Origin of the sequence: Sellimonas sp. (assembly GCF_047234585.1) — a bacterium.
In the GTDB taxonomy this organism is placed as follows: Bacteria; Bacillota; Clostridia; order Lachnospirales; family Lachnospiraceae; genus Sellimonas; species Sellimonas caecigallum.
This window is the reverse complement of record NZ_JBKSWG010000004.1, coordinates 61500-87273: the sequence shown is the minus strand read 5'-3', so window position 1 is coordinate 87273 and position 25774 is coordinate 61500. Positions and strand designations below refer to the sequence as shown.

27 protein-coding genes and 1 other RNA gene are annotated in these 25774 nt (G+C 45.7%); 24 read left to right on the top strand and 4 right to left on the bottom strand.

The features are described 5' to 3' along the window. The first annotated feature begins 127 nt into the window (after nt 1–127). The 9 genes from ACLROL_RS02605 to ACLROL_RS02565 all read left to right on the top strand — a co-directional run bounded on the left by ACLROL_RS02605 (nt 128) and on the right by ACLROL_RS02565 (nt 8216). On the top strand, nt 128–1471 hold the full coding sequence (locus ACLROL_RS02605) for a DUF512 domain-containing protein (RefSeq protein WP_288722602.1): 1344 nt from the start codon (nt 128–130) through the stop codon (nt 1469–1471). Then, nucleotides 1464–2792 (top strand): ribosome biogenesis GTPase Der, encoded by a 1329-nt coding sequence (gene der, locus ACLROL_RS02600; RefSeq protein WP_087199554.1) that lies wholly within the window; start codon nt 1464–1466, stop codon nt 2790–2792. The genes ACLROL_RS02605 and der overlap by 8 nt, the downstream gene beginning before the upstream one ends. Nucleotide 2793: 1 nt before the next feature. Further along, nucleotides 2794–3438: a glycerol-3-phosphate 1-O-acyltransferase PlsY gene (gene plsY, locus ACLROL_RS02595; protein ID WP_087199556.1), complete on the top strand. Its 645-nt coding sequence runs from the start codon at nt 2794–2796 to the stop codon at nt 3436–3438. A 10-nt stretch (nt 3439–3448) separates the two neighbouring features. Further along, nucleotides 3449–4465 (top strand): NAD(P)H-dependent glycerol-3-phosphate dehydrogenase, encoded by a 1017-nt coding sequence (locus ACLROL_RS02590; RefSeq protein WP_087211145.1) that lies wholly within the window; start codon nt 3449–3451, stop codon nt 4463–4465. A 71-nt stretch (nt 4466–4536) separates the two neighbouring features. After that, a complete protein-coding gene (gene spoIVA / locus ACLROL_RS02585) occupies nt 4537–6009 on the top strand; it encodes a stage IV sporulation protein A (RefSeq protein ID WP_413067279.1) in 1473 nt (490 codons plus the stop codon). 116 nt (nt 6010–6125) lie between these two features. Next, nucleotides 6126–6623: a bifunctional precorrin-2 dehydrogenase/sirohydrochlorin ferrochelatase gene (locus ACLROL_RS02580; RefSeq protein WP_087211151.1), complete on the top strand. Its 498-nt coding sequence runs from the start codon at nt 6126–6128 to the stop codon at nt 6621–6623. Further along, nucleotides 6614–7093, top strand: coding sequence for a ribonuclease HI (gene rnhA, locus ACLROL_RS02575; RefSeq protein ID WP_087199564.1), 480 nt, complete (start codon nt 6614–6616; stop codon nt 7091–7093). The genes ACLROL_RS02580 and rnhA overlap by 10 nt, the downstream gene beginning before the upstream one ends. Before the next feature lie 28 nt (nt 7094–7121). Further along, nucleotides 7122–7467, top strand: an RNA gene (gene rnpB / locus ACLROL_RS02570) — RNase P RNA component class A. Between the two features lie 143 nt (nt 7468–7610). Next, nucleotides 7611–8216, top strand: coding sequence for an AAA family ATPase (locus ACLROL_RS02565; protein ID WP_087211157.1), 606 nt, complete (start codon nt 7611–7613; stop codon nt 8214–8216). Nucleotides 8217–8270: 54 nt separating this feature from the next. Here the strand turns inward: ACLROL_RS02565 and ACLROL_RS02560 are convergent, their stop codons facing one another. Then, nucleotides 8271–8711, bottom strand: a complete 441-nt coding sequence (locus tag ACLROL_RS02560; RefSeq protein WP_087199567.1) for an aspartate carbamoyltransferase regulatory subunit — start codon at nt 8709–8711, stop codon at nt 8271–8273. 36 nt (nt 8712–8747) lie between these two features. After that, on the bottom strand, nt 8748–9671 hold the full coding sequence (gene pyrB, locus ACLROL_RS02555) for an aspartate carbamoyltransferase (RefSeq protein ID WP_087199569.1): 924 nt from the start codon (nt 9669–9671) through the stop codon (nt 8748–8750). A 195-nt stretch (nt 9672–9866) separates the two neighbouring features. Between pyrB and pheA the strand changes: the two genes are divergently transcribed. From pheA to thiI, 8 genes are all read left to right on the top strand, one after another. Next, nucleotides 9867–10997, top strand: a complete 1131-nt coding sequence (gene pheA / locus ACLROL_RS02550; RefSeq protein WP_087199571.1) for a prephenate dehydratase — start codon at nt 9867–9869, stop codon at nt 10995–10997. Nucleotides 10998–11022: 25 nt separating this feature from the next. Further along, nucleotides 11023–12312, top strand: a complete 1290-nt coding sequence (locus tag ACLROL_RS02545) for an ATP-binding protein (protein ID WP_087211162.1) — start codon at nt 11023–11025, stop codon at nt 12310–12312. A 41-nt stretch (nt 12313–12353) separates the two neighbouring features. Further along, a complete protein-coding gene (locus ACLROL_RS02540) occupies nt 12354–13640 on the top strand; it encodes a serine dehydratase subunit alpha family protein (RefSeq protein WP_221919121.1) in 1287 nt (428 codons plus the stop codon). 31 nt (nt 13641–13671) lie between these two features. Further along, nucleotides 13672–14409, top strand: coding sequence for an NUDIX domain-containing protein (locus ACLROL_RS02535; protein WP_413067278.1), 738 nt, complete (start codon nt 13672–13674; stop codon nt 14407–14409). Then, entirely contained in the window at nt 14396–15352 is a 957-nt protein-coding gene (gene prmA / locus ACLROL_RS02530; RefSeq protein ID WP_087199580.1) for a 50S ribosomal protein L11 methyltransferase, read from the top strand. The genes ACLROL_RS02535 and prmA overlap by 14 nt, the downstream gene beginning before the upstream one ends. Before the next feature lie 17 nt (nt 15353–15369). Continuing rightward, nucleotides 15370–16110 carry a 16S rRNA (uracil(1498)-N(3))-methyltransferase gene (locus ACLROL_RS02525; RefSeq protein WP_413067292.1) on the top strand — a complete coding sequence of 247 codons (741 nt, stop codon included), beginning with the start codon at nt 15370–15372 and terminating at the stop codon, nt 16108–16110. A 65-nt stretch (nt 16111–16175) separates the two neighbouring features. Continuing rightward, entirely contained in the window at nt 16176–17333 is a 1158-nt protein-coding gene (locus ACLROL_RS02520; protein ID WP_413067277.1) for a cysteine desulfurase family protein, read from the top strand. Nucleotides 17334–17348: 15 nt separating this feature from the next. After that, nucleotides 17349–18530, top strand: coding sequence for a tRNA uracil 4-sulfurtransferase ThiI (gene thiI, locus ACLROL_RS02515; RefSeq protein ID WP_087199585.1), 1182 nt, complete (start codon nt 17349–17351; stop codon nt 18528–18530). A gap of 63 nt (nt 18531–18593) precedes the next feature. Here thiI and ACLROL_RS02510 read toward each other — a convergent pair whose 3' ends face one another. After that, the gene (locus tag ACLROL_RS02510) at nt 18594–18824 is read right to left on the bottom strand and encodes an HPr family phosphocarrier protein (RefSeq protein ID WP_087199587.1); all 231 of its coding nucleotides are present in this window, start codon (nt 18822–18824) and stop codon (nt 18594–18596) included. 148 nt (nt 18825–18972) lie between these two features. Here ACLROL_RS02510 and mtaB point away from each other — a divergent pair, with 148 nt between their 5' ends. The 7 genes from mtaB (at nt 18973) to ACLROL_RS02475 (ending at nt 24958) form a co-directional block, all read left to right on the top strand. Next, nucleotides 18973–20304: a tRNA (N(6)-L-threonylcarbamoyladenosine(37)-C(2))-methylthiotransferase MtaB gene (gene mtaB / locus ACLROL_RS02505; protein ID WP_087211175.1), complete on the top strand. Its 1332-nt coding sequence runs from the start codon at nt 18973–18975 to the stop codon at nt 20302–20304. Nucleotides 20305–20356: 52 nt separating this feature from the next. After that, nucleotides 20357–20620: an IreB family regulatory phosphoprotein gene (locus ACLROL_RS02500; RefSeq protein ID WP_087199591.1), complete on the top strand. Its 264-nt coding sequence runs from the start codon at nt 20357–20359 to the stop codon at nt 20618–20620. 8 nt (nt 20621–20628) lie between these two features. Further along, entirely contained in the window at nt 20629–21060 is a 432-nt protein-coding gene (gene ruvX / locus ACLROL_RS02495) for a Holliday junction resolvase RuvX (protein WP_087199593.1), read from the top strand. A 1-nt stretch (nt 21061) separates the two neighbouring features. Then, nucleotides 21062–21319 carry a DUF1292 domain-containing protein gene (locus ACLROL_RS02490; RefSeq protein WP_087199595.1) on the top strand — a complete coding sequence of 86 codons (258 nt, stop codon included), beginning with the start codon at nt 21062–21064 and terminating at the stop codon, nt 21317–21319. A gap of 70 nt (nt 21320–21389) precedes the next feature. Further along, nucleotides 21390–23060 (top strand): ribonuclease J, encoded by a 1671-nt coding sequence (locus tag ACLROL_RS02485; protein ID WP_087199597.1) that lies wholly within the window; start codon nt 21390–21392, stop codon nt 23058–23060. Between the two features lie 22 nt (nt 23061–23082). Continuing rightward, nucleotides 23083–23742 carry an O-methyltransferase gene (locus ACLROL_RS02480; RefSeq protein WP_087211180.1) on the top strand — a complete coding sequence of 220 codons (660 nt, stop codon included), beginning with the start codon at nt 23083–23085 and terminating at the stop codon, nt 23740–23742. Then, on the top strand, nt 23735–24958 hold the full coding sequence (locus ACLROL_RS02475; protein ID WP_221919118.1) for a peptidase U32 family protein: 1224 nt from the start codon (nt 23735–23737) through the stop codon (nt 24956–24958). Before ACLROL_RS02480 ends, ACLROL_RS02475 begins: the two co-directional genes overlap by 8 nt. 48 nt (nt 24959–25006) lie before the next feature. Here ACLROL_RS02475 and sigK read toward each other — a convergent pair whose 3' ends face one another. Then, entirely contained in the window at nt 25007–25636 is a 630-nt protein-coding gene (sigK, locus tag ACLROL_RS02470; protein WP_087199604.1) for an RNA polymerase sporulation sigma factor SigK, read from the bottom strand. Nucleotides 25637–25774: the final 138 nt, after the last annotated feature.

Sequence of the window (25774 nt, the reverse complement as noted above, 5' to 3'; positions counted from 1 at the left end):
AACGCTACCCTAATTTATACCATTTTTTTAGAGGGATGGCAAGAAAGGGAACGAAAAAATTGCATTTTCAGAGGGAATTTAGTATGATAGAAAACAGGAAAGAAAGCAGAACAGGAGAAAAACAAGCATGAGCATGAGACAGATGCCAAAAAAGCATGAACATATTGTAGCGTCAGTGGAGGAAGGAAGCATTGCCTGGGAGATGGGTATCGAAAAAGGCGACAAGCTGATTTCCATCAATGACAATGAGATAGAGGATGTATTTGATTATCACTACTACGTCAATGATGAATACCTGGTCGTCCTGATCCAAAAACCGGACGGCGAAGAGTGGGAGCTGGAGATCGAAAAAGAGTATGAGGAGGATCTTGGGATCACATTTGAACAGGGGTTGATGGATGAATACCGTTCTTGCCGGAATCACTGTGTCTTCTGTTTTATCGATCAGATGCCGAAAGGGATGAGGGAGACACTTTACTTTAAAGATGATGATTCCAGGCTTTCCTTTCTTCAGGGGAATTACATTACTCTTACAAATATGAGCGACCATGATATTGACAGGATCATCCGGTATCATCTGGAGCCGATCAATATCTCGTTCCACACGACAAACCCCAAGCTTCGCTGTAAGATGCTCCACAACCGGTTCGCCGGGGAAGCTCTCCGGAAAGTAGACAGACTTTACGAGGGCGGGATAACAATGAATGGGCAGATCGTCCTGTGCAAAGGGCTCAATGATGGGGAAGAGCTGGAGAGAAGTCTGAGTGATCTCTCCGGGTATATTCCGAATCTTCAGAGCGTGTCGGTCGTTCCGGTAGGATTGAGCAAATACCGGGACGGCCTTTATCCTCTTGAGCCGTTTACCAGGGAAGATGCGCGCGAAGTGCTGGAGGTAATCCACCGCTGGCAGGAAAAGCTTTATAAGAAATATGGATATCATTTTATCCATGCAGGTGATGAGTGGTATATCCTGGCAGGTTATGAAGTGCCTGAGGCGGAACGGTATGACGGGTATCTTCAGCTGGAAAATGGGGTGGGGATGATACGTCTTTTGAAAGATGAGTTCCAGGAGGCGTTTGAGAACCTGGAACCTATAGACAGAACGATCCACATCTCCATGGCGACCGGAGTGCTTGCATATGACTACCTGAAAGAATTTCTGGAAAAGATGAAAGAAAAGTGCCCGAATCTGAAAGTACACCTCTACAAAATCCGAAATGACTTTTTCGGAGAGCGGATCACAGTGTCAGGGTTGATCACAGGTCAGGATCTGATCAGTCAGCTTAAGGGACAGGAACTTGGGGAGAGGCTGCTCTTGCCTTGCAATATGTTAAGAAGCGGCGAACCGGTATTTCTGGATGATGTGACAGTACAGGAATTAGAAGATGCTTTACAAGTGAAGACAGATATTGTAAAATCAAGCGGACAGGATTTTATCGATTCGATCATAAAGGAGAGAAAACATGAGTAAACCAGTAGTTGCAATAGTCGGCAGACCGAACGTAGGTAAATCTACCTTATTTAATGTTCTGGCCGGCGAAATGATTTCTATTGTAAAAGATACACCGGGTGTGACAAGAGACCGTATCTACGCGGATGTTTCCTGGCTTGACAGAGAATTTACCCTCATAGACACAGGGGGTATTGAACCGGAGAGCAGTGACATCATCCTTTCCCAGATGAGGGAACAGGCACAGATCGCCATAGATACGGCGGATGTTATCATTTTTATCACGGATGTCCGACAGGGGCTTGTGGATGCGGATTCCAAAGTGGCAGACATGCTCAGACGCGCCAGAAAACCGGTCATCCTGGCAGTAAATAAAGTGGACAATTTTCATAAATTCATGCCGGATGTCTACGAATTTTACAATTTGGGGATCGGAGATCCGACGCCGGTATCCGCCGCATCAAGGCTTGGGATCGGGGATCTTCTGGACACGGTTATTTCCTATTTTCCGGAGGACAAAGAGGAAGAGGAAGAAGATGACAGACCGAGGATCGCTATCGTCGGAAAACCAAATGTAGGGAAGTCGTCAATAGTAAATAAATTATTGGGAGAAAACCGTGTGATTGTTTCGGATATTGCCGGGACAACAAGGGATGCTATTGATACGAACATTGTCCATAATGGAAAAGAGTATGTATTCATCGATACAGCGGGACTTCGCAGAAAGAACAAGATAAAAGAAGAACTGGAACGATACAGCATTATTCGTACAGTTACTGCTGTGGAACGGGCGGATGTAGTTCTCATGGTCATCGATGCAGTGGAAGGCGTGACAGAGCAGGATGCCAAGATTGCAGGAATCGCCCATGAGAGAGGAAAAGGTATCATTATTGTTGTCAATAAATGGGATGCCATCGAGAAAAACGACAAAACAATGCGGGAGTACGAAAAGAAGATCCGAACGGTTCTTTCCTATATGCCGTATGCTGAGATTATGTATGTGTCCGCAAAGACCGGACAGAGGCTGCCGAAGCTTTTTGATATGATTGATATGGTAATCGAGAATCAGACACTCCGCATTGCAACAGGTGTACTTAATGAGATTATGACAGAAGCGGTTGCAATGCAGCAGCCGCCTTCAGACAAAGGAAAGCGTCTGAAACTTTACTATATTACCCAGGTTTCCGTAAAACCGCCTACTTTTGTGATCTTTGTCAATGATAAAGAATTGATGCATTTTTCTTATACAAGATATCTGGAAAATAAGATCCGGGAAGCATTCGGATTTAAGGGGACATCGCTGAAATTTTTTATCCGGGAGCGCAAGGAGAAGGAGCAGTAAGATGGAACGGTTGATTTGCATTGGAATCGGATATATTTTTGGGCTGTTTCAGACAGGCTACATATATGGAAAATTGCACCACGTAGATATCAGAAAGATGGGAAGCGGCAATGCCGGATCGACGAACGCGCTTCGCACACTCGGGATAAAAGCAGGAGCCGTTACATTTTTTGGAGACTGCTTCAAATGCATTTTTGCAGTGCTTATCGCCCGTCTGATTTTTGGAAATACCAAAGGAGACATTCTCCCGCTCCTTTCCATGTATGCCGGATTGGGAGCTGTGCTTGGACATAATTTCCCATTTTATATGAAATTCAAAGGCGGAAAAGGGATCGCTGCTATGGCAGGGCTCCTTGCAGCTACCACGAATATCTGGATTTGCTTGATTGCGCTTGCTGTATTTGTTACAATAGTAGCAGCAACAAAATATGTATCCGTCGGTTCGATCGCGGTCGTGATCATTTTCTTTGCAGGCGTGGTAATAAGAGGGCAGATCGGAGACTATGGCATGGAAGGAGCGCCCCTCTATGAGATGTATGTTGTGGCGGGCTTTCTGGCTTTGATGGCCATCTGGAAACACCGTGCCAACATTGGCCGGCTTTTGAACGGGACGGAAAATAAAATCAGCTTCGGAAAGAAAAAATAGGAGGCATGGTATGGCAAAAGTTGGTATTATGGGAGCTGGAAGCTGGGGTACAGCGATTGCCTGGCTTTTGACAAACAACGGAAATGATGTGACTGTATGGTCCATTGATGAGAAAGAAGTAAAAGAGCTTGACAGAGAAAGAGAACATAAAAGCAAGCTTCCGGGCGTAAAGCTCCAGGACAGTATCTGTTTTACGAATGTGATGGAAGAAGGAGTCAAAGATAAAGATTTCGTTGTGCTGGCAGTTCCTTCTCCGTTTACGAGAGAAACCGCACGAAAGATGAGGCCATATGTAGCAGAAGGTCAGATTCTCGTCAATGTGGCAAAAGGAATCGAGGAGACGACGCTCATGACGCTGAGTCAGCAAATCGAAGAGGAAGTGCCGCAGGCGGATGTGGCTGTCCTTTCAGGCCCAAGCCACGCGGAAGAAGTGGGAAGAGGGCTTCCGACTACCTGCGTTGTAGGTGCGAGGACGAAAAAGACAGCAGAATATCTGCAGCAGGTATTCATGAGTGAAGTGTTCCGTGTTTACACAAGTCCGGATATCCTGGGAATTGAGCTTGGCGGTTCTCTGAAGAATGTCATCGCACTGGCAGCAGGAACTGCCGACGGGCTTGGTTACGGAGATAACACCAAGGCAGCGCTGATCACAAGAGGGATCGCAGAGATCTCGAGACTCGGGGTAAAGATGGGTGGAAAGATCCAGACATTTACAGGGCTTACAGGAATAGGAGACCTGATCGTGACCTGTGCAAGCGTTCACAGCCGAAACCGTAAGGCAGGCTATCTCATCGGAAAAGGGATGACGATGGAGGAAGCCATGGCTGAAGTAAAGATGGTTGTGGAAGGAGTCTATTCTGCCAAGGCTGCTATGGCCCTTGCGAAAAAGTACGAGGTGTCCATGCCGATCGTAGAGCAGGTAAACGCGGTGCTTTTTGACGGCAAAGACCCGGGGGAAGCGGTAAAAGAGCTAATGCTTCGGGACAGAAAAACAGAACACAGTGAACTTCCTTGGGAAAATGAGTAGATGATTCCAAGGTCTAAAAGCCCTCTTGTATGCATACACTTGTATCAGCATTACAAGGGGGTAATTTTATTATGGAAAGTTTTCAGCTTTATCATGATATGCAGGCAAGAACAAACGGGGAAATCTATCTTGGAGTGGTAGGGCCTGTCCGTACCGGGAAATCTACTTTTATCAAACGATTTATGGATCTTCTTGTGATCCCGCATATGGAAGATGAGAATCAAAAGGCGCGAACGATGGATGAGCTTCCACAGTCCTCGTCTGGGAAGACAATTATGACAACAGAGCCCAAATTTATTCCGAAAGAGGCGGCTGATCTTGTTCTGTCGGATGATGTGAAGGTAAAGGTACGTCTCATCGACTGTGTCGGATATATGACGGAAGGGGCGAAAGGGCATATCGAGGATGGGGAAGAACGAAAAGTAAAAACACCGTGGTTCGACTACGAAATCCCGTTCACGAAAGCGGCGGGGATTGGAACAAGAAAGGTCATTCACGACCATGCCACCATCGGGATTGTCGTCACAACGGACGGAACCATCGGAGAAATCCCAAGGGAGTCATATCGCGATCCGGAGGAGAAGACGATAAGGGAGCTAAAAGAGATCGGGAAACCATTCCTCGTGCTTGTTAACTCCTCCCGCCCTTATGGAAAGGAAGCGATGGAGACTGCAGAAGAGATACGGAATAAGTTTGAAGTAACAGTCCTTCCTGTGAACTGCGAGCAGCTGAAAGAGGAGGATATCCATCAGATGATGGAGGAGATCCTTTTTGAATTCCCGGTATCGGAGCTGGAATTCTACATTCCCAAATGGGTGGAAATGCTTCCGAGAGAACATAAGATCAAGGCTGAGTTAATCGGAGAAATCCGGAGAATGATGGAGGAACGAACAGAAATCAGAGATTTTGTAGGCGGCATTCCGAAATCGGAACTTACGTACATAGAGTCCGTCCGAGTGGAGAAGATTGAGATGGATACAGGATGTGTAAAAATCGAGATACGGGTTTATGAAAAATTTTATTATGAAATGCTCAGCGAAATGACAGGAACACAGATCCGCAATGAGTATGAACTTTTAAAATCCATGAAGGAGATGTCCGGACTCCGGACAGAGTACACCCATGTGAAAGACGCTATGGACAGTGTCAAGATGAAAGGGTATGGAGTCGTAAGTCCGATCAAAGAGGAAATCCGGATGGCTGAACCAGAGATCATCCGGCAGGGAAACAAATACGGGGTAAAGATCCATTCCGAAGCGCCATCCATCCATATGATACGAGCCAATATTGAAACAGAGATCGCACCGATCGTGGGAAATGAACAGCAGGCTCAAGATGTTATCCGCTATATCAAAGAAGCAAAAGAGAGCGAAGAGGGCGTGTGGAAGACGAATATCTTCGGAAAGTCCATAGAGGAACTTGTCATGGATGGAATGAAAAACAAGATCACGATGATCAACGACGAATGCCAGGTTAAACTTCAGGATACAATGCAGAAGATTGTAAACGACAGCAACGGGGGAATTGTCTGCATCATTATCTGACAGTATAAAAAAGATAAACTTTAGAGCAGCGGGTGTGGTATAATGGGGCTGTCAGATCAAAACGGCGGCCCCTGTCCGGGAAGAAACAGCGCCGTGAATGAAGAGGAGAAAATAAAGTGAGAGAAAGATATCCCAGATTTCCTGTTTTTATCCGTCTCGATGACAGACAGATTCTTTTTTTCGGGGCCGGATCTGTCGCGAAGCGGCGGATCCAGGTTCTTTTGTCCTTCGGAGCGAAGATCCAAGTCATTGCTCCGAAGATACCTGGGAGTGTCGAAGAGCAATTTCGGACATGGATCAAGACAGGACAAGTTCATTATAAAAAGAAGCAGTTTGAAGAGACGGATCTGGAAAAAAGTATGTTCATGGTCTTTGCGGCAACTGACAAACCGGAAGTAAATGCGATGATTGCCCGTCTCTGTAGAAAACGGGGGATTCCAGTCAATAATGCCTCCGATGCTTCCGACTGTGATTTCTTCTTTCCATCTGTCGTGAGAAAGGAAGACATTGTGATCGGAATTACCGGAAATGGGGAAGATCATAGAAAAGTCAGGGAAGTACGTGAGATGATACAGTGGAAAAGCGATGAAAAGGAGGAACATATATGCTTGTAAAAATATATACGGATGGTGCGGCAAGGGGCAACCCGGACGGACCGGGAGGATACGGCGTGATTCTGGAATATACAGATAGAAAAGGGGAACTGCACACGAAGGAGATTTCTCAGGGTTATGTAAAGACGACAAATAACCGGATGGAACTTATGGCTGTCATTGCCGGACTGGAAGCGCTGAATCGGCCGTGTGAGGTGGAGGTTTATTCTGATTCACAGTATGTTGTCAACGCATTCAACCAGCACTGGATAGAAAGCTGGATCAAAAAAAACTGGAAACGAGGAAAGAATGAACCGGTTAAAAATACGGATCTCTGGAAGAGACTTCTTGCGGCAAAAGAAAACCATCACGTCACTTTTATCTGGGTAAAGGGACACGATGGGCACCCGCAGAATGAGCGCTGCGACACGCTTGCCACAACTGCTGCAGATGGAAATGATCGGATTGTTGATGAAGGGCTTGCCATTTAGACATGGATATGGTATGGTATTACAGGCATAAGTAGGACAAACAGTCGCGGATGCAAGTCCCGAAAGGGAGCAGACGAGGAAAGTCCGGGCTTCACAGGGCAGGATGCCGGATAACGTCCGGTGGAGGCGACTCCAAGGATAGTGCAACAGAAATAAACCGCCGCTTATGCGGTAAGGGTGGAAAGGCAGTGTAAGAGACTACCGCCTTTCTGGTAACAGGGAGGGCACATGTAAACCCCATCCGAAGAAAGACCGAATGAAAACGATACGGCGGCCCGTCGTGTTTTAGGTGGGTTGATGGAACCCCGTGGCGACATGGGGTCTAGATAGATGACTGTTCGAGACATAACCCGGCTTACCGTCCTGCTCATGCCATCTGATAGAAAGAGAAGAAACAGATGTTTTGGGAACCAGTACAGAAAAATCTGTATTCAGGTTCCTTTTTGATTGAAAAAATGATAAAATACAGGTAGAGATCTACGGCTTTTGATATGAAAACCAGAGGAGGTGCAAGTATATGAGTAAACGCATTATTACCATCAACCGTATGTACGGAAGCAATGGACGGCGGATAGGGAGAAAACTGGCCCAGGAACTTGGAATTCATTTTTATGACAAAGAGTTGATTCTCCTGGCAAGTGAAAAAAGAGGGATAGATATTCCATATGAGGAACTTGTAAAGATCGATGAGACGAGGGCAAGTTCCTGGCGGTATCCGGTGGATGACCAGTATCAGATGGAACCAAAATATCGTCATGACCCACTAAACGACGTGCTGTTTGCCGCAGAGAAAGAGGTTATCCAGGAAATAGCGCAGAAAGAAGATTGTGTCATCGTTGGAAGATGTGCAAATGATATATTGGAAGGACAATGCAGAAGTGTTTATATCTATGCACCTCTGGAAAAACGAATAGAGACAGTCGTGGAACGTGCGAAGACAGATGAGAAGACAGCGCGTGCGCTGATAAAGAAGATGGATAAACAAAGAAGAATATTTTACAATTATTATACAGACAAGAAGTGGGATGATATGGAACAGTATGATCTCTGCATTGACAGCAGTAAATTTACGGACGAAGAGATCGTGACAATGCTGGCATCTATGTATGCGCATATCTCATGACAGAATAAACAAGAGACGGCACAATCCATCTGGACTGTGCCGTCTTTCATTCAACTATTTTCTCTGATACTTTTCTTCGCAGTATTTGCAGCGGTATTCTTCTCTCTCCGGATCCGTGAGAATAAAGACATGATCCAGCTCCTGCTCGATAGACGTAATGCAGCGTGGATTTTTGCAGCGGATGACATTACGGATCTCTTTTGGAAGAGTAAGTGCTTTCTTTCTTACAACGGTTTCATTTTCTATAATGTTGATCGTAATATTATGATCAATAAAGCCAAGAATATCGAGATCGATCATTTCAAGCGGACATTCAATCTTGATGATATCCTTTTTCCCCATCTTATTGCTGCGGGCATTTTTGATGATGGCAACACAGCAGTCAAGCTTGTCCAGGCGAAGATATTTATAAATATCCATACTTTTTCCGGCCTGGATATGGTCCAGGACAAATCCCTCGGAGATGCGTCCTATATTTAATGTGTTTTTTACCATAATTGTTTCCTTTCTTATATTTGCTATAAAACCAGATCAGTCTTCTACAGAGATATTAAGAAGTGTCAGGATCAGCGCCATACGCACGTAGACGCCGTATTTAGCCTGTTTAAAATACACGGCGCGTGGGTCATCATCTACTTCCACAGAGATTTCATTGACACGCGGCAGTGGGTGCAGGACAAGCATATCTTTGTTTGCAAGTTCCATTTTCGCTTTGTCCAGGATGTAGAAATCTTTCATGCGCACGTAGTCTTCCTCGTTGAAGAAACGTTCTTTTTGGACACGTGTCATATACAGGATATCCAGATCCGGGAGAGCTTCTTCCATGCGGACGACTTCTTTGTACGGGATATTGTTGCGCTTCAGAACATCGTGCCGGATATAGCTTGGAAGACGAAGTTCTTCCGGGGAGATCAGAACAAATTCGATATTTTCATAACGGACAAGTGCCTGGATGAGAGAGTGCACTGTACGCCCGAATTTCAGATCCCCGCACAGACCGATTGTGAGATGGTCAAGACGTCCTTTTAAAGAGCGGATCGTCAAAAGGTCTGTGAGCGTTTGGGTCGGATGCTGATGTCCTCCATCCCCCGCGTTGATGATCGGTATACTGGAGTGAGCGGCAGCAACCATCGTGGAACCTTCCTTTGGATGGCGCATTGCGGCAATATCGGCGTAGCAGGAGACGGTACGGATCGTATCGGCCACACTTTCGCCTTTTGCTGCGGAGCTCGACTCTGCAGAAGAAAAGCCAAGAACACTTCCACCCAGATTCAGCATTGCAGCTTCATGACTTAATCTGGTACGGGTACTTGGCTCATAAAACAATGTTGCTAATTTTTTTCCTGCACAGGCATGTGCATATTTCGCCGGGTTCTTTTCAATATCATTGGCAAGATCCAAAAGCTGATCCAGCTCTTCTACAGAAAAGTCCAACGGGCTCATTAAATGTCTCATAAAACATCCTCCTTGCTTCCTAGCTCTACTAATCATATAATAAAATAGTCTGGTTTTCAACAGGCAATCTGGATTTTCTCCCTGAAATATATTATAATACTAAAAAGAGTCGGTATACAGGGGACAGTAGGATCTGACACATAAGGCGTAGTGTCCCGTGCGTACCGACATTAGTTTGAAAAAAGGAGTGGACTGATGGCAGCGTTAGAGGAATTACGTAACGAACTGGATGAGATCGATGCACAGATTATCCGTCTGTATGAGCAGAGGATGAAGGTGTGCGGCGAAGTTGCTGATTTTAAGATACAAAATGGAAGGAAAGTATACGACCGGACAAGAGAACAGCAGAAGCTGGCAGCTGCTGCAAAACAGGTTGAGAATCCGGAATACAAAAAAGGTGTGCAGGAGTTGTTTGCTTTGTTGATGTCCGTGAGCAGAAAGCTTCAGTATCAGAAACTCTCTGAAAATGGAGTCCTCGGAAAGCTTCCATTTATTGAGACTGACAGACTGGACACAGAAAATGTTAGGATTGTATTTCAAGGTGTGGAAGGGGCATACAGCCAGGCTGCCATGAAGCAGTATTTTGGGAAAGACGTGCGAGGATACCATGTGCACACATGGAGAGAAGCTATGGAAGCAATCGAAGATGGAGCGGCAGATTTTGCGGTTCTCCCTATCGAAAATTCTTCAGCGGGGGCAGTCAACGAAGTCTATGATCTCCTTGTGGAGTTTGAAAACTATATCGTAGGGGAGACTGTACTGCCGGTCAATCACGTGCTGGCCGGGCTTCCGGGGAGCAAGGAAGAGCAAATCATGAAAGTTTATTCTCATCCGCAGGGGCTGATGCAGTGTGAAAAGTATCTGTATGGCCATGCAGGGATGGAGAAAATCAGTGTGCCGAATACTGCTGTCGCGGCAAGAACGGTTGTCGAGGAAAATGACCCGACACATGCAGCCATCTGCAGTGCCTACGCAGCCGAGGTATACGGCCTGGAGATTCTGAGAGAGAGAGTCAATGACAGCAGCTGCAATTCGACTCGTTTTATCATTGTGACTAACCAGAAAATATTCTGCAAAGAGGCACGTAAGATCAGCATTTGTTTTGAGCTTCCGCATCAGAGCGGTTCATTATATCAGATGCTCTCACATTTCATATACAACGATCTGAATATGACAAAGATTGAGTCAAGACCAGTGGAAGACAGACCTTGGGAATACAGATTTTTTGTGGATTTTGAAGGCAACCTTGCGGACGGTGCAGTCAAGAATGCCATCCGTGGATTAAGGGAAGAGGCAAAAAGCTTGAAAATACTCGGAAACTATTAGAAAGATCGGAAAAGAGGAAAGAAAGATGCGGACAAATGAACTGATGCTGTACCGGAATATGGAGTACGGCAGGATACTGGATGATATGACTTTTTTGATGGAACATGCCGGAAGCGATTTTTACAATCCGGAGGATTTAAGAGGTCTGTATTTTGAATGTATCAATGAGATCCTCGAGCTTTCGGAAAGTCATGGACTAGAAGGAAATCTGTGGCATACTTATCTGACTTTTTTGCTGGTAAATGACGAAAATGCGTACAGTACAGCCTGCGAAATGCGCGGTCAGGTAGAAGGTAGCATAAATGATGTGGCTCTCCACGATTTCTCTATCATGAAAGAATTGTTTGACTATGACTTGAGGGATATGGAGAAGAAGCTTGGCGTCTCTGCAGTCGGTATGATCCTTGACTATGCAGGGACGAAGCAGGATGGACATGTATACAATCGAAGAGTACGGGATCGGATCTGCGAACTGGCCTGCCATCTCGGAAAGACAGAAACAAAAGAACAATTTAAGGATGTCATGACCCAGTTTTATAAAGAGTTCGGTGTGGGTAAGTTTGGACTTCACAAGGCATTTCGTATCGAGCATACAGAGAAAGGAGCCAGGATCGTCCCTATTACCAAGATTGCACATGTGAAGCTGGATGATCTGGTAGGGTATGAAATCCCGAAGCAGAAACTTACGGAAAATACAGAAGCGTTTGTAAACAGAAGAAGAGCAAATAACTGCCTTCTGTTTGGTGATGCGGGGACAGGAAAATCTTCCTCCATCAAGGCAATCCTGAATCAGTACTATGATCAAGGGCTCCGGATGATAGAAGTATATAAACATCAGTTCCAGGATCTGAATGACGTGATTGCCCAGATCAAGAGCCGGAATTACCGTTTCATTATTTATATGGATGACCTGTCATTTGAAGAGTTCGAGATTGAATATAAGTATCTGAAAGCAGTCATCGAAGGAGGACTGGAGAGAAAGCCGGAAAACGTATTGATTTATGCCACATCGAACCGCAGACATCTCGTGAGAGAACAGTGGAGCGATAAAGAGGGCAGAAGGGACGACCTTCACGCATCCGACACGGTTCAGGAAAAACTTTCTCTTGTGGCAAGGTTTGGAGTATCTATTTTCTTTGTGGGACCTGGGAAAAAGGAATTTCAGAATATTGTCCTGGAACTGGCAAGGAGGAACGGGATTGATATGCCTGAGGAGGAGCTGCTTTTACAGGCAAACAAGTGGGAGATGACCCACGGCGGCAAATCCGGGCGCACAGCGCAGCAGTTTATCGATTATTTGTTGGGGAAAGAATAGCGGGTATGTTCCGCTGAAAAAAGGTAAGGAGAGGATATACGATGAGAAAAAATGATGAAAAGTACGGGGCATATGTACAGATTTTGAAGGAAGAGCTTGTGCCGGCCATGGGATGTACAGAACCGATCGCCCTTGCATATGCGGCCGCAAAAGCGCGGGAAGTGCTGGGGGCAGTGCCGGACAAAGTTGTGATCGGAGCAAGCGGAAGTATTATCAAAAATGTGAAATCAGTGATTGTTCCGAATACAGATCACTTAAAGGGAATCCCGGCAGCTGCCACAGCGGGGATTATCGCCGGAAAGCCGGAGAAAGAGCTGGAAGTCATTGCTCAGGTAACGAAGGAAGAGATCCAGGAGATGAAGGATTTCCTGAAAAATACGGACATCTCAGTGGAATACGTAGACCACGGAATCACATTTGAAATCATAGTGACTGTGTATAAAGGAGAATCTTACGCGAAAGTCCGTATCGCAAACTATCATACAAATATCGTTCTCATCGAAAAGGATGGGAAGGTTCTCTACGAAGTGGAAGTGGAAGGAGAAAAAGAGGAAGGGCTTACAGACAGAAGCCTTCTGAACATGAGAGACATTTTTGACTTTGCCAACACGGTAGATATCGAAGACGTAAGAGAAGTGATCGGCCGCCAGATCAGATACAACACAGCAATCGCGCAGGAAGGGCTGAAAGGGGATTACGGCGCAAATATCGGAAGCGTCCTTCTGAAGATGGAGGGGGATAATATCCGTGTCCGCGCAAAGGCTATGGCGGCGGCAGGTTCTGATGCAAGAATGAACGGCTGCGAACTTCCGGTTATCATCAACTCCGGAAGCGGCAACCAGGGGATGACCTGTTCTCTTCCGGTTATTGAATACGCAAAGGAATTGGAGTCGGGCGAGGAGAAACTTTACCGCGCACTGACGCTCTCGAACCTTGTAGCAATCCACCAGAAGACAGGGATCGGAAGATTGTCCGCATACTGCGGAGCTGTCTGCGCCGGTGCGGCAGCTGGTGCCGGGATCGCGTATTTGTACGGTGGGACATTTGAGGATATCGCGCATACGGTAGTCAATGCCCTTGCCATTGTCTCTGGAATTGTGTGTGACGGAGCAAAAGCGTCCTGCGCTGCCAAGATCGCTTCTTCTGTGGAAGCGGGAATCCTTGGTTACAATATGTACAAATGCGGCCAGCAGTTTTACGCCGGGGATGGAATTGTGACAAAGGGCGTGGATGAAACGATCCGCAATATCGGGCGGCTTGGAAAAGACGGAATGAAAGAAACAAATGTAGAGATCATTGATATGATGGTCGGAGAAGGATGTAAATAGTATATAGCCTGTAGAAGAAAGAGGAAAAACGATGCCTGCATTTTTTGATGAGATTGAACCGTTTCTCGGAGACGGCAGTAAAAATGAAGCGGGGGAGACTCTGGAAGAATTTCTGGAGAAATACGACCCATATAAATATAGGAACCCGTGCAGCACCGTGGACATGGTTGTTTTTTCCTACAGCGGGGAGATGGCCAGCAGAATGGATCAGATGAAGGTACTTCTTATCAAGAGGAAAAATCATCCGAGCATCGGGACCTGGGCTATGCCAGGCGGATTCGTAAATCTCAGAGAAAATCTCGAAGATGCTGCCAAGAGAGAATTGTATGAAGAGACTGGAGTCAAAGGTATTCGAGCAGAGCAGATCGGAGCTTTCGGGGATGTGAAACGAGATCCGCGCGCCCGGGTTATCACTTCCGCCTATATGTCTGTAGTACGGGAACAGGATATTACCGTTTGTGCCGGAGATGACGCAAAGGAGGCGGCGTGGTTTCGTATTGCGGTACAGAAGAAAAAGGAAGAGGATGAGGCAGCTCTGTTTACGCTCTTTTTGGAGAATGAGGAATTTGACATCCACATGCAGCCTGTCGTGCGGATGCGGAGCAAAGGGGATCTGATACGGGAAAGAACATGGGAGATACTGGATGCATGTGGAACAGCATCGGATCATGCGGCCATCATCCTGCAGGCGTACCTGACACTGGAGGAACGGCTTGGCACGTTGGAAATAGAAAAGAAAAGGAGAAACAATACGGATGAAATGGAATAAATTCAGACTGCAGACGACAACGGAGGCAGAAGACATTGTAAGCAGCATGCTCGCTGATCTGGGTGTAGAGGGAGTCGAAATCGAAGATAAGATCCCGCTTACGGAAAAAGAAAAGGAGCAGATGTTTGTAGATATCCTTCCGGTAACCGGGAAGGACGACGGTGTCGCCTACATCAGCTTTTATCTGGAAGAAGGGGCGGACAAAGAGGGGATCCTTGCAGGCGTAAAGCAGGAACTTGACGAGATGAGAGAATTCCTTGACCTTGGAACATGCACCATCGAAGAATCGGAGACAGAAGACGTGGACTGGGTCAACAATTGGAAAAAATATTTCCATCAGTTTTATGTCGATGACATTCTGATCATTCCGTCTTGGGAAAAGGTAAAGCCGGAAGATGAAGGGAAAATGATCATCCACATTGATCCGGGCACAGCTTTTGGTACAGGGATGCATGAGACGACACAGCTTTGTATCCGGCAGTTGAAGAAATACGTTACAGCGGGAAGTGAGATTTTGGATGTGGGATGCGGAAGCGGAATTCTTGGCATGCTGGCACTGAAATTTGGGGCCGGACATTCTGTCGGGACAGATTTGGATCCATGTGCCATCGAGGCAACCCATGAAAATATGGAAGGCAACGGAATACAAAAAGAACAGTATGAAGTCATGATAGGAAATATCATCGATGATAAAGCCGTGCAGGATAAGGTAGGATATGAAAAGTACGATATCGTAGTAGCAAATATCTTGGCAGATGTCCTGGTACCTCTTACACCGGTTGTTGTCCATCAGATGAAGCCGGGAGCTGTCTACATCACAAGCGGTATTATTGACAACAAGGAAGAGACGGTAAAAAAAGCAGTAAAAGAGGCGGGACTTGAACTTCTCGATGTGACCTACCAAGGAGAATGGGTCTGCGTGACAGCGAGAAAGCCGCAGTAAAGGCAGGAGAGACAAATATGCAGCATTTTTTCGTGACCCCGGAACAAGTGGAGGAAACATATATCCGCATTGAAGGGACGGACGTGAATCACATCCGCAATGTCCTCCGGATGAGAAAGGGAGAAAGGATAGAGATCAGCGACGGTAACAATCAGAAATATTTGTGTGAGATTGACTCCATGGATGGGCAGCAGGTGCGAGCAAAGATTGTGGAAAGAAAAGAGACGGATACAGAACTTCCGGTACGTATCATTTTATTTCAGGGGCTTCCAAAGAGCGATAAGATGGAGTGGATCGTGCAGAAGACTGTGGAACTTGGTGTGAACAAAATCGTTCCGGTAGAGACAAAACGAGCCGTAGTCAAGTTGGATGAGAAAAAAGCCGGGAAAAAGACGCAGAGATGGCAGTCCATCTCGGAAAGCGCGGCGAAACAAGCGGGGAGAGGAGTGATCCCGCAAGTGGAGAATCCGATTCGTTTTGCGGATGCGCTTGCTTATGCAAAAGATCTGGATCTTGTCCTGATTCCGTATGAGCTGGCCGAAGGGATGGAGGAGACGAGAAAGATCCTTTCCGGTATCAAAAAAGGGATGTCTGTAGGTATTTTTATCGGGCCGGAAGGCGGATTCGAGAAAGAGGAAGTGGAGGCGGCGATCACATGTGCCAATGCTCATCCGCTTACTCTTGGAAAAAGGATTCTTAGGACGGAGACGGCAGGGATCACAGTGCTGTCCATCTTGATGTATCTCCTGGAAGAATAGGGGAAAGTGACCATTTGAAGAAACATGTCATATGGTAATAGAAAAGGCAGAAGGGAATTTTTTTCATGGAAGTATATTTGGACAATTCGGCGACAACGAAAGCGTACGATGAGGTAGGGGAATTAGTGCGCAAAGTTATGTGCGAAGATTACGGCAATCCATCTTCGCTCCACAGAAAGGGAATGGAAGCGGAGCAATATATAAGAAATGCTAAAGAGACGTTTGCGAAGCTTCTGAAAGTGCAGGAAAAAGAAATCTATTTTACTTCCGGCGGTACAGAGAGCGACAATCTGGCACTGATCGGTACAGCCAGAGCCTGCAAGAGGAGGGGAAACCATCTGATCACTTCCTCCATAGAGCATCCGGCGATCTTAAACACAATGCGTTATCTGGAGGAAGAAGAAGGGTTTCAGGTAACCTACCTTCCTGTAGACAGAAATGGAAGGATCAGTCTTGATGCAATCCGGGACGCGCTTTGCAAAGAGACGATCCTCGTTTCTGTCATGTATGTGAACAATGAGATGGGAGCCCTGGAACCGATAAAAGAGGCGTCTGCTATCGTAAAATCTTACAACAGGGATATCATTTTTCATTCGGATGCCGTACAGGGATTTGGAAAATATCGTATCTATCCGAAGAGGGAAGGAATTGATCTGCTGACTGTAAGCAGTCATAAGATCCACGGGCCGAAAGGGGTAGGTGCTCTTTACATCAACGAAAAAGTACGGGTCCATCCTATCATCTTTGGAGGCGAACAGCAAAAAAATATTCGTTCCGGGACAGAAAATGTACCTGGCATTGCTGGATTTGCGCTGGCCTCCAGAATGATCTACACAAATTTGGAAGAAAAGACAGAGCGGATGAGAAGACTGAAAGCACGTTTTGTGGACGGGATCCGCAAGATCGATCATGTTAAGATCCACGGGTATGTGGATGATAACAGCGCACCCCATATTGTGAGTGCAGGGATCGGGGGCGTCCGCAGCGAAGTACTTTTGCATGCCCTGGAAGAAAGAGGCATCTATGTTTCTTCCGGATCGGCGTGTGCATCCAACCATCCGGGCATCAGCGGGGTGCTCAGAGGAATTGGCGTGGAGAGAGAGTACCTGGATGCAACTCTTCGTTTCAGCATGTCAGAATTTACAACGGAAGAAGAAATTGACTATGTTCTGAAAACATTATATAATTGTGTACCGATGCTTAGAAGATACAGACGAAGATAGATAAAGGAGAAAAAAATGACATTTCAGACTTTTTTGATAAAATACGGGGAGATCGGAATCAAGGGGAAAAACCGTTATATGTTTGAAGACGCTCTTGTGCGCCAGATCCGTCACTCCTTGCGGGATGTGGAGGGATCTTTCCACGTACACAAATGCCAGGGACGTATTTACGTAGACTGTGAAGGATATTATGACTATGATGAAGCTGTGGAAAGCCTGAAAAGGGTGTTTGGTATTGTCGGCATCTGCCCGGTAGTGAGGACAGAAGTAAAAGAATATGAAGAACTGAAAAAAGATGTGGTGGCTTATATGGATGAGGCATACCCGGATAAGAATATCACATTTAAAGTAGAATCAAGGCGTGCGAAGAAGACCTACCCGGTCAATTCCATGGAAATAAACTGCGGCCTTGGGGAAGCGATCCTGGATGCATTTCCAGAGATCCGTGTGGATGTCCACAATCCGGATGTGCTTCTGAATGTGGAAATCAGGGAAGAAGTGTATATCTATTCCCAGATTATTCCGGGTCCGGGAGGCATGCCGATCGGTACGAACGGAAAGGCCATGCTTCTGCTTTCAGGAGGGATTGACAGTCCGGTGGCAGGTTATATGGTTGCAAAAAGAGGGGTCGGGCTGGAAGCGACCTACTTCCATGCACCGCCGTACACAAGTGAGAGGGCAAAGCAGAAAGTTGTGGATCTTGCCAAGAAACTGGCAAAGTATACAGGGCCGATCCGTCTGAATGTCGTGAATTTCACAGACATTCAGCTTGCTATCTACGATAAGTGCCCGCACGACGAGCTGACGATCATCATGCGCCGGTACATGATGAAGATCGCAGAATATTTTGCAGACCAGAGCGGCTGTCTGGGACTGATCACGGGGGAAAGCATCGGACAGGTGGCCAGCCAGACGATGCAAAGTCTTCTTGTGACAAATGAAGTATGTCATCTGCCAGTATTTCGTCCGCTGATCGGATTTGACAAGCAGGAGATCGTAGATATCTCTGAAAAGATCGATACGTACGAGACGTCCATACAGCCGTTTGAAGACTGCTGTACGATCTTTGTAGCCAAGCATCCAGTTACAAAACCGAAGCTGGATGTGATCAAACGTTCAGAGCAGAGGCTGTCTGAGGACATCGACAGGCTGTTTGAAGAGGCGGTAAACAGTGTGGAAGTGATCATTGCAGAATAAAATGGAAAGAAAAAATCCCCCGCGGTTTGCGTGGGGGATTCCATTTCAAATCATTTGCTTTGATTAAACAAGATAAGGTTTTAAAACCTCTAAAACTTCATCTACACCTGCATCTGTGTGGATGTTTAAATCGATCGGTTTAGATAAATCCAGGCTGAAGATACCCATGATAGACTTTGCATCGATTACGTATCTGCCAGAAACTAAATCGAAATCATAATCGAATTTTGTAATTTCGTTTACAAATGATTTTACTTTGTCAATTGAGTTTAATGAAATCTGTACTGTTTTCATTGGAAACACTCCTCTCTTTTTCTGTTTATATGGATATCTTAAGATAGGAGAGCCAAAAAGTCAAGAAACAAACTGCCAAAGAATTCACAAGAAATTTGGTCATATTTGATATATTATTTGGAAAATTTGGAAAAGGATGATACTATAGATGAAAAAAGCAGCGTTACACAATCTGGGATGTAAGGTCAATGGCTATGAGACAGAGGCAATGCAGCGGCTTTTGGAGGAAGACGGGTATGAAATCGTACCTTTTCACGAAAAAGCAGATGTTTACGTGATCAACACGTGTACAGTGACAAACATGGCAGACCGGAAATCGCGGCAGATGCTCCACAGGGCAAGGAAACTAAATCCGGATGCTGTCATAGTGGCAGCAGGATGCTATGTCCAGGCTCAGGAGGCAAAAGGTCAGGAAATCGAGGGAATCGATATCTTGATCGGAAATAATCAGAAAAAAAATCTTCTGAAACTTCTTAAGGCACATTTGGACAAGCAGGAAGTGAAAGACGTAATAGACATCAATCACACCGACGAATTCGAGGAGCTTTATATCGATTCTGCCGGGGAACACACAAGGGCGTATATCAAAGTACAAGATGGATGCAATCAGTTCTGCACTTACTGCATCATCCCTCACGTGAGAGGAAGGATACGGAGCAGAAATCCGGAAGAGATCGTCAAAGAAGTAAAGAGACTTGCAGAAGCCGGATATAAGGAAGTCATCCTGACAGGCATTCATGTAAGTTCTTATGGAATGGATTTTATTGATTCAAAGATGAATTTTGACAAGTGGGTTGAAATGGATGGAGAAAAGAAAGACCTCCTGTATCTAATACAAAGGATCCACGAAGTGGAAGGGATTAAAAGGATTCGACTAAGTTCTCTGGAGCCGCGTATTATCACGGAAACGTTTGCAAAAGGTATTGCGGCGCTTCCAAAGATCTGTCCGCACTTTCATCTGTCCATGCAGAGCGGATGTGATGAGACATTAAAAAGAATGAACCGACATTACACAAGCGCCGAGTATTATGAAAAATGTATGATTCTCAGGAAGTATTTCGAACATCCAGCCATCACAACAGATGTGATTGTAGGTTTCCCCGGAGAGACAGCGGAAGAGTTTGAGACGACAAGACAGTTTATTGACAAAGTGAATTTCTATGAAACCCATGTGTTTAAATACTCTAAGAGGAGCGGGACGATCGCGGCTGACATGCCAGATCAAGTAGATGAGCAGGTTAAGTCAGAGAGAAGTGCGGTGCTTTTGCAAATGAGCAAACAAAAGAAACGTGCATTTGAGGAGAAAATGATCGGCCAAGAAGTGGAAGTGCTGATGGAGGAACCTGTTGAGAAAGACGGAAAAATCTACCAGACAGGACACACAAAAGAGTATGTAAAAATTGCGATAGAATCAGACAAATCGCTGGAGAATCAGATTATAAATATAGTCATTCAGAACGATTCTCAATTTATGGATTGAATTTTAAGCCGGATTATATTAGAATAGAATAGTAGTATTGGAGGTCGCAGCGATGAAAGATTTATCAAACACACAATTTTTCCGGGTGGAATCTGGGCCGCAGATTCAGGCCAAGGACATTCTTGAGATCGTGTACAAGGCATTGCGTGAAAAAGGGTATAATCCGGTTAACCAGATGGTTGGGTATATTATGTCTGGTGACCCTACCTATATCACAAGCCATAACGGAGCGAGAAGTCTTGTGATGAAGCTGGAAAGAGATGAGCTGGTCGAAGAGATGCTGAAATCATATATCAAGCATAACGGCTGGGAGTAAGATACACCATGAGAATAATGGGATTGGACTTTGGGGCGAAGACCGTGGGAGTGGCAATTTGCGACCCTCTGGGTCTCACTGCCCAGGGTATTGAGACGATAACGAGAAAGCAGGAAAATAAACTTCGCCAGACCTTGGCGAGGATCGAAGAACTGATTGAAGAATATAAAGTGGAAAAAATTGTTCTTGGTTTTCCAAAACATATGAACAATGATGTTGGAGAGCGCGCCGAGAAGACGCTGGAGTTTAAAGAGATGCTGGAGAGGCGAACAGGGCTTTTGGTTGAATTGTGGGACGAAAGACTGACGACCGTTTCCGCTGAGCGCGTACTTATAGAAACCAATGTTCGCAGGGAAAACAGGAAACAGTATATAGATAAAATTGCGGCAGTATTTATACTGCAGGGATATCTGGATTCCATTGGTATGAGAGGAGTTTAGAATGGAAAAGATTATGTTTATGCCGAACGATTCTGCGGAGCCGACGGCGTTTTATGTGCTGGAACAGACCAGGATTGGAGGAGCGTCCTATATTCTTGTGACGGATTCCGAGGAAGGGGATGCCCAATGCCTGATTTTAAAAGAAAAAGAAGGGACGGACGAAGAGAGCCTGTATGAGATCGTGGAGGATGAAGTGGAACTTATGGCTGTCTCAAAAGTGTTCGAAGAGCTTCTGGAAGATGTAGGCATCGAAATGTAATTTCCAGCGGACGGATTTTTATACCAGTCGAGAATAAGAGAACGGAAAATAAATTAATGGAGGTGCAGAATTGAAAAAAAAGAACAATTCAAAATTGCGTATCATTCCAATCGGCGGACTGGAGCAGATTGGAATGAATATTACTGCCTTTGAATACGAAGACAGTATTATTGTGGTGGACTGCGGTCTTGCGTTTCCGGAGGACGACATGCTGGGAATCGACCTTGTTATACCGGACATCACATATTTGAGAGATAATATATCAAAAGTAAAAGGGTTTGTCATCACTCATGGACATGAGGACCATATCGGTGCTCTCCCGTACGTGCTGAAACAGATGAACCTCCCAATCTACACTACAAAGCTTACGATGGGGATCATTGAAAATAAATTGAAAGAACACAATCTGATGCGCTGTACGAAACGAAAAGTGGTTCGGCATGGACAGTCCATCAATCTTGGGAAATTCCGGATCGAATTCATCAAGACAAACCACAGTATCCAGGATGCATCGGCTCTTGCCATTTATTCCCCGGCAGGGGTTGTCATCCACACGGGGGACTTCAAGGTGGATTATACACCGGTGTTTGGCGATGCTATCGATCTGCAGAGATTTGCGGAGATCGGGAAAAAGGGAGTGCTGGCATTGATGTCGGACAGTACAAATGCAGAGCGTGCCGGATTTACGCAGTCTGAGCGGACGGTAGGGCGCACATTTGACCATATTTTTGCAGAACATTCCAACACGAGGATTATTATTGCAACATTTGCATCAAATGTAGATCGTGTGCAGCAGATCATCAACTCAGCTTATAAGTATGGAAGGAAAGTCGTAGTAGAAGGCCGCAGTATGGTCAACATCATTTCTACGGCTGCAGAGCTTGGATATCTTGATATACCGAAAAACACATTGATCGATATCGACAAACTGAAAAATTATCCTCCAGAAAAAACTGTACTCATCACGACAGGGAGTCAGGGTGAATCCATGGCCGCACTTTCAAGGATGGCCGCAGATATCCACAAAAAAGTGACGATCATGCCTGGCGATACTGTTATTTTCAGCTCCAATCCGATACCGGGGAACGAAAAGTCAGTTTCCAGAGTCATCAATGAACTTTCTGCAAAAGGCGCAAATGTCATTTTCCAGGATGCTCATGTTTCCGGACATGCTTGCCAGGAAGAATTGAAACTGATCTATTCTCTCGTAAAACCGAAATATGCCATCCCGGTACACGGGGAATACCGACATATGAAAGCAAATGCAGGGATTGCGGAATCCCTTGGTATCCCGAAGGAAAATATTTTTATTCTTCAGGCGGGAGACGTATTGGAATTGGATGACAATGGGGCGAAGATCGCAGGACATGTACAGACAGGAGCGATTCTTGTGGACGGCCTTGGAGTGGGAGATGTCGGAAATATTGTACTCCGTGACCGGCAGCATCTGGCGGAAGACGGCATTCTTATCGTTGTCCTGACGTTGGAGAAGGGAAGTAATCAGCTTTTGGCAGGGCCGGATATTGTGTCCAGAGGATTTGTCTATGTGCGAGAATCTGAAGGATTGATGGAAGAGGCCAAAGAAGTGCTGAATGTAGCGTTGGAAGGGTGCCTTGCCAGCAGAAATACAGACTGGAGCAAGATTAAACTGGTAATTCGTGACACAATGAACGAATTTATCTGGAAGCGGACAAAGAGAAGACCGATGATCCTTCCGATCATCATGGACGTGGAAGTATAAGATTACAGAAAGTGGAAAGAGAATGATAGTAGATAAGCGTATGGTAGAATATATCCATTCTCTGGAAACCAGAAACAGTGAAATATTGGAAGAGATCGAGCAGGAAGCACTTAGAGAGCGGGTTCCCATTATCAGAAAGGAAATGCAAAGCTTTTTACAAGTGCTTTTGCTTTTGAAAAAACCAAAACGGATTCTGGAGATTGGAACGGCAGTGGGCTTTTCTGCCATCTTGATGAGTGAAGCGGCGGGAGAGGACTGCACTGTCACAACAATAGAAAATTATGACAAACGGATTCCGACAGCCAGGGAAAATTTCCGCAGAGCAGGAAAGGAAAACAAGATTACTCTTCTGGAAGGGGACGCAGCGGAAGTTTTGTGTAAGCTTGACGGAACGTACGATTTTATCTTTATGGATGCCGCAAAGGCGCAGTACATCCACTATTTTCGGGAGGCAATGCGCCTTCTTGAGGATGGCGGACTTCTTGTTTCAGACAATGTGCTTCAGGACGGAGATATCATGGAGTCCCGCTTTGCAGTAGAGAGAAGAAAACGAACGATACACAGCCGCATGAGGGAATATCTGTATTTATTAAAGCATGATGATCGGATTGTTACCTCCATCGTCCCAATCGGAGACGGTGCGGCAGTCAGCATAAAAAAGGAGAGAAAACAAGATGCGTAACCCAGAATTGATGATACCGGCCAGCAGCCTGGAAGTACTGAAGACAGCAGTCGTTTTCGGAGCGGATGCCGTGTATATCGGCGGGGAGGCGTTCGGCCTCAGAGCGAAAGCAAAGAATTTCTCGATGGAAGAAATGAAAGAGGGAATTGAGTTTGCCCACGAACGTGGAGTCAAAGTCTATGTCACGGCCAATATCCTCGCCCACAATGAAGACCTGCAGGGAGTCAGAGCGTATTTTCAGGAGCTGCGGGGACTAAAGCCGGATGCGCTTATCATTGCAGATCCGGGTATTTTTGATATCGCAAAAGAGGTGTGCCCGGAAATTCCGAGACATATCAGCACTCAGGCAAACAATACGAATTACGGCACCTATATGTTCTGGTACAGACAAGGAGCGGAACGAGTTGTAACCGCCAGAGAATTATCCCTTGCGGAGATCCGGGAGATTCGGGAACATATCCCGGATGATTTGGAGATTGAGACATTTATTCATGGCGCCATGTGTATTTCTTACTCGGGAAGATGTCTTTTGAGCAACTATTTTACAGGCAGGGATGCAAATCATGGAGCCTGCACTCATCCGTGCAGATGGAAATATTCCATCGTGGAGGAGACGAGGCCGGGAGAATATATGCCGGTTTTTGAAAATGAAAGAGGGACTTACATTTTTAACTCAAAAGACTTGTGCATGATTGAGCATATCCCGGAAATGCTGGATGCGGGAATCGACAGCTTTAAGATTGAAGGGAGGATGAAGACGGCACTTTATGTGGCTACTGTGGCCAGAACATACCGCAAGGCCATCGATGACTGCCTGAAAGATCCAAAACTGTATGAAGAAAATATGGACTGGTACCGGGAACAAATTGCCAATTGTACGTACCGGAAATTTACAACCGGCTTTTTCTTCGGAAAGCCAAATGAAGAGGCACAGATTTATGACAATAACACGTATCTGAAAAATTATACGTACCTTGGCATTGTGGAGGAAGAAAAAGACGGCAGGATCCGTCTGGAGCAGAGAAATAAGTTTTCGGTAGGGGAACAGATCGAAATCATGAAGCCGGACGGAAGAGATATCCTTGCCACAGTACAGGGAATTTGGGATGAAGAAGGAAACGCTCAGGAGAGCGCGCCGCATCCAAAGCAGATCCTTTGGGTTAAACTGGATGAAAGTGCAGAAAAGTACGATCTGCTCAGACGAAAGGAAGAGTAGTGGATGCAGAAAATCTCCATCCGGCGCAGCATGTGCGGATATAGCAAATCAAATATCAGAAGAAAAAAAAGTGCGTAGTTTTTCTATAGCACTTTTTTCTATTCTGGAGACATAAGATCGGGAGATGCCAAGTTCTTTTGCAATTTCACGCTGTGTTCGGATTTCCTCATTGTAAAGTCCGTAGCGCATCCGAAGAACAAGACGTTCTCGACTGGAAAGATCGGATTCGACTTTTTGATAAAGTTTCAGGATGTCATCCTGAAGGGCAATCTGGATATCGAAGTCTTCTTCCGGCGACTCCATAATATCGTACAGGCGGATTTCATTCCCCTCCTTGTCTGTTCCGATCGGTTCGTACAAGGAGACTTCTCCTGAGGCTTTTTTGCGGGAACGCAGAAGCATAAGCAGTTCATTTTCGATGCATCGGGCAGCGTAAGTGGCAAGACGGACCCCTTTGTCTGGATTGAACGTCATCACTGCCTTGATGAGTCCGATCGTGCCGATGGAGATCAGATCTTCGGAGTCTTCGGACAGATGCTGATATTTTTTGACAACATGTGCCACAAGGCGCAGATTATGTTCGATGAGGATGTGTTTTGCTTCCAGGTCTCCCTCTGTATATTTCTGCAGATACTCGCGTTCTTCGTCGGCCGTGAGGGGTTGTGGAAATGATTTCAAGACAGGCACCTCTCAACATGTTTGATAATAGTCTATGAGTGGACAGAATTCTTTGTGCTTTTCCAAAATAAGAATTGACATGGTAAGAGAGAACGTTTAGGATAGAAACAGGAAATTCTAGTACCATTCCGGTACATA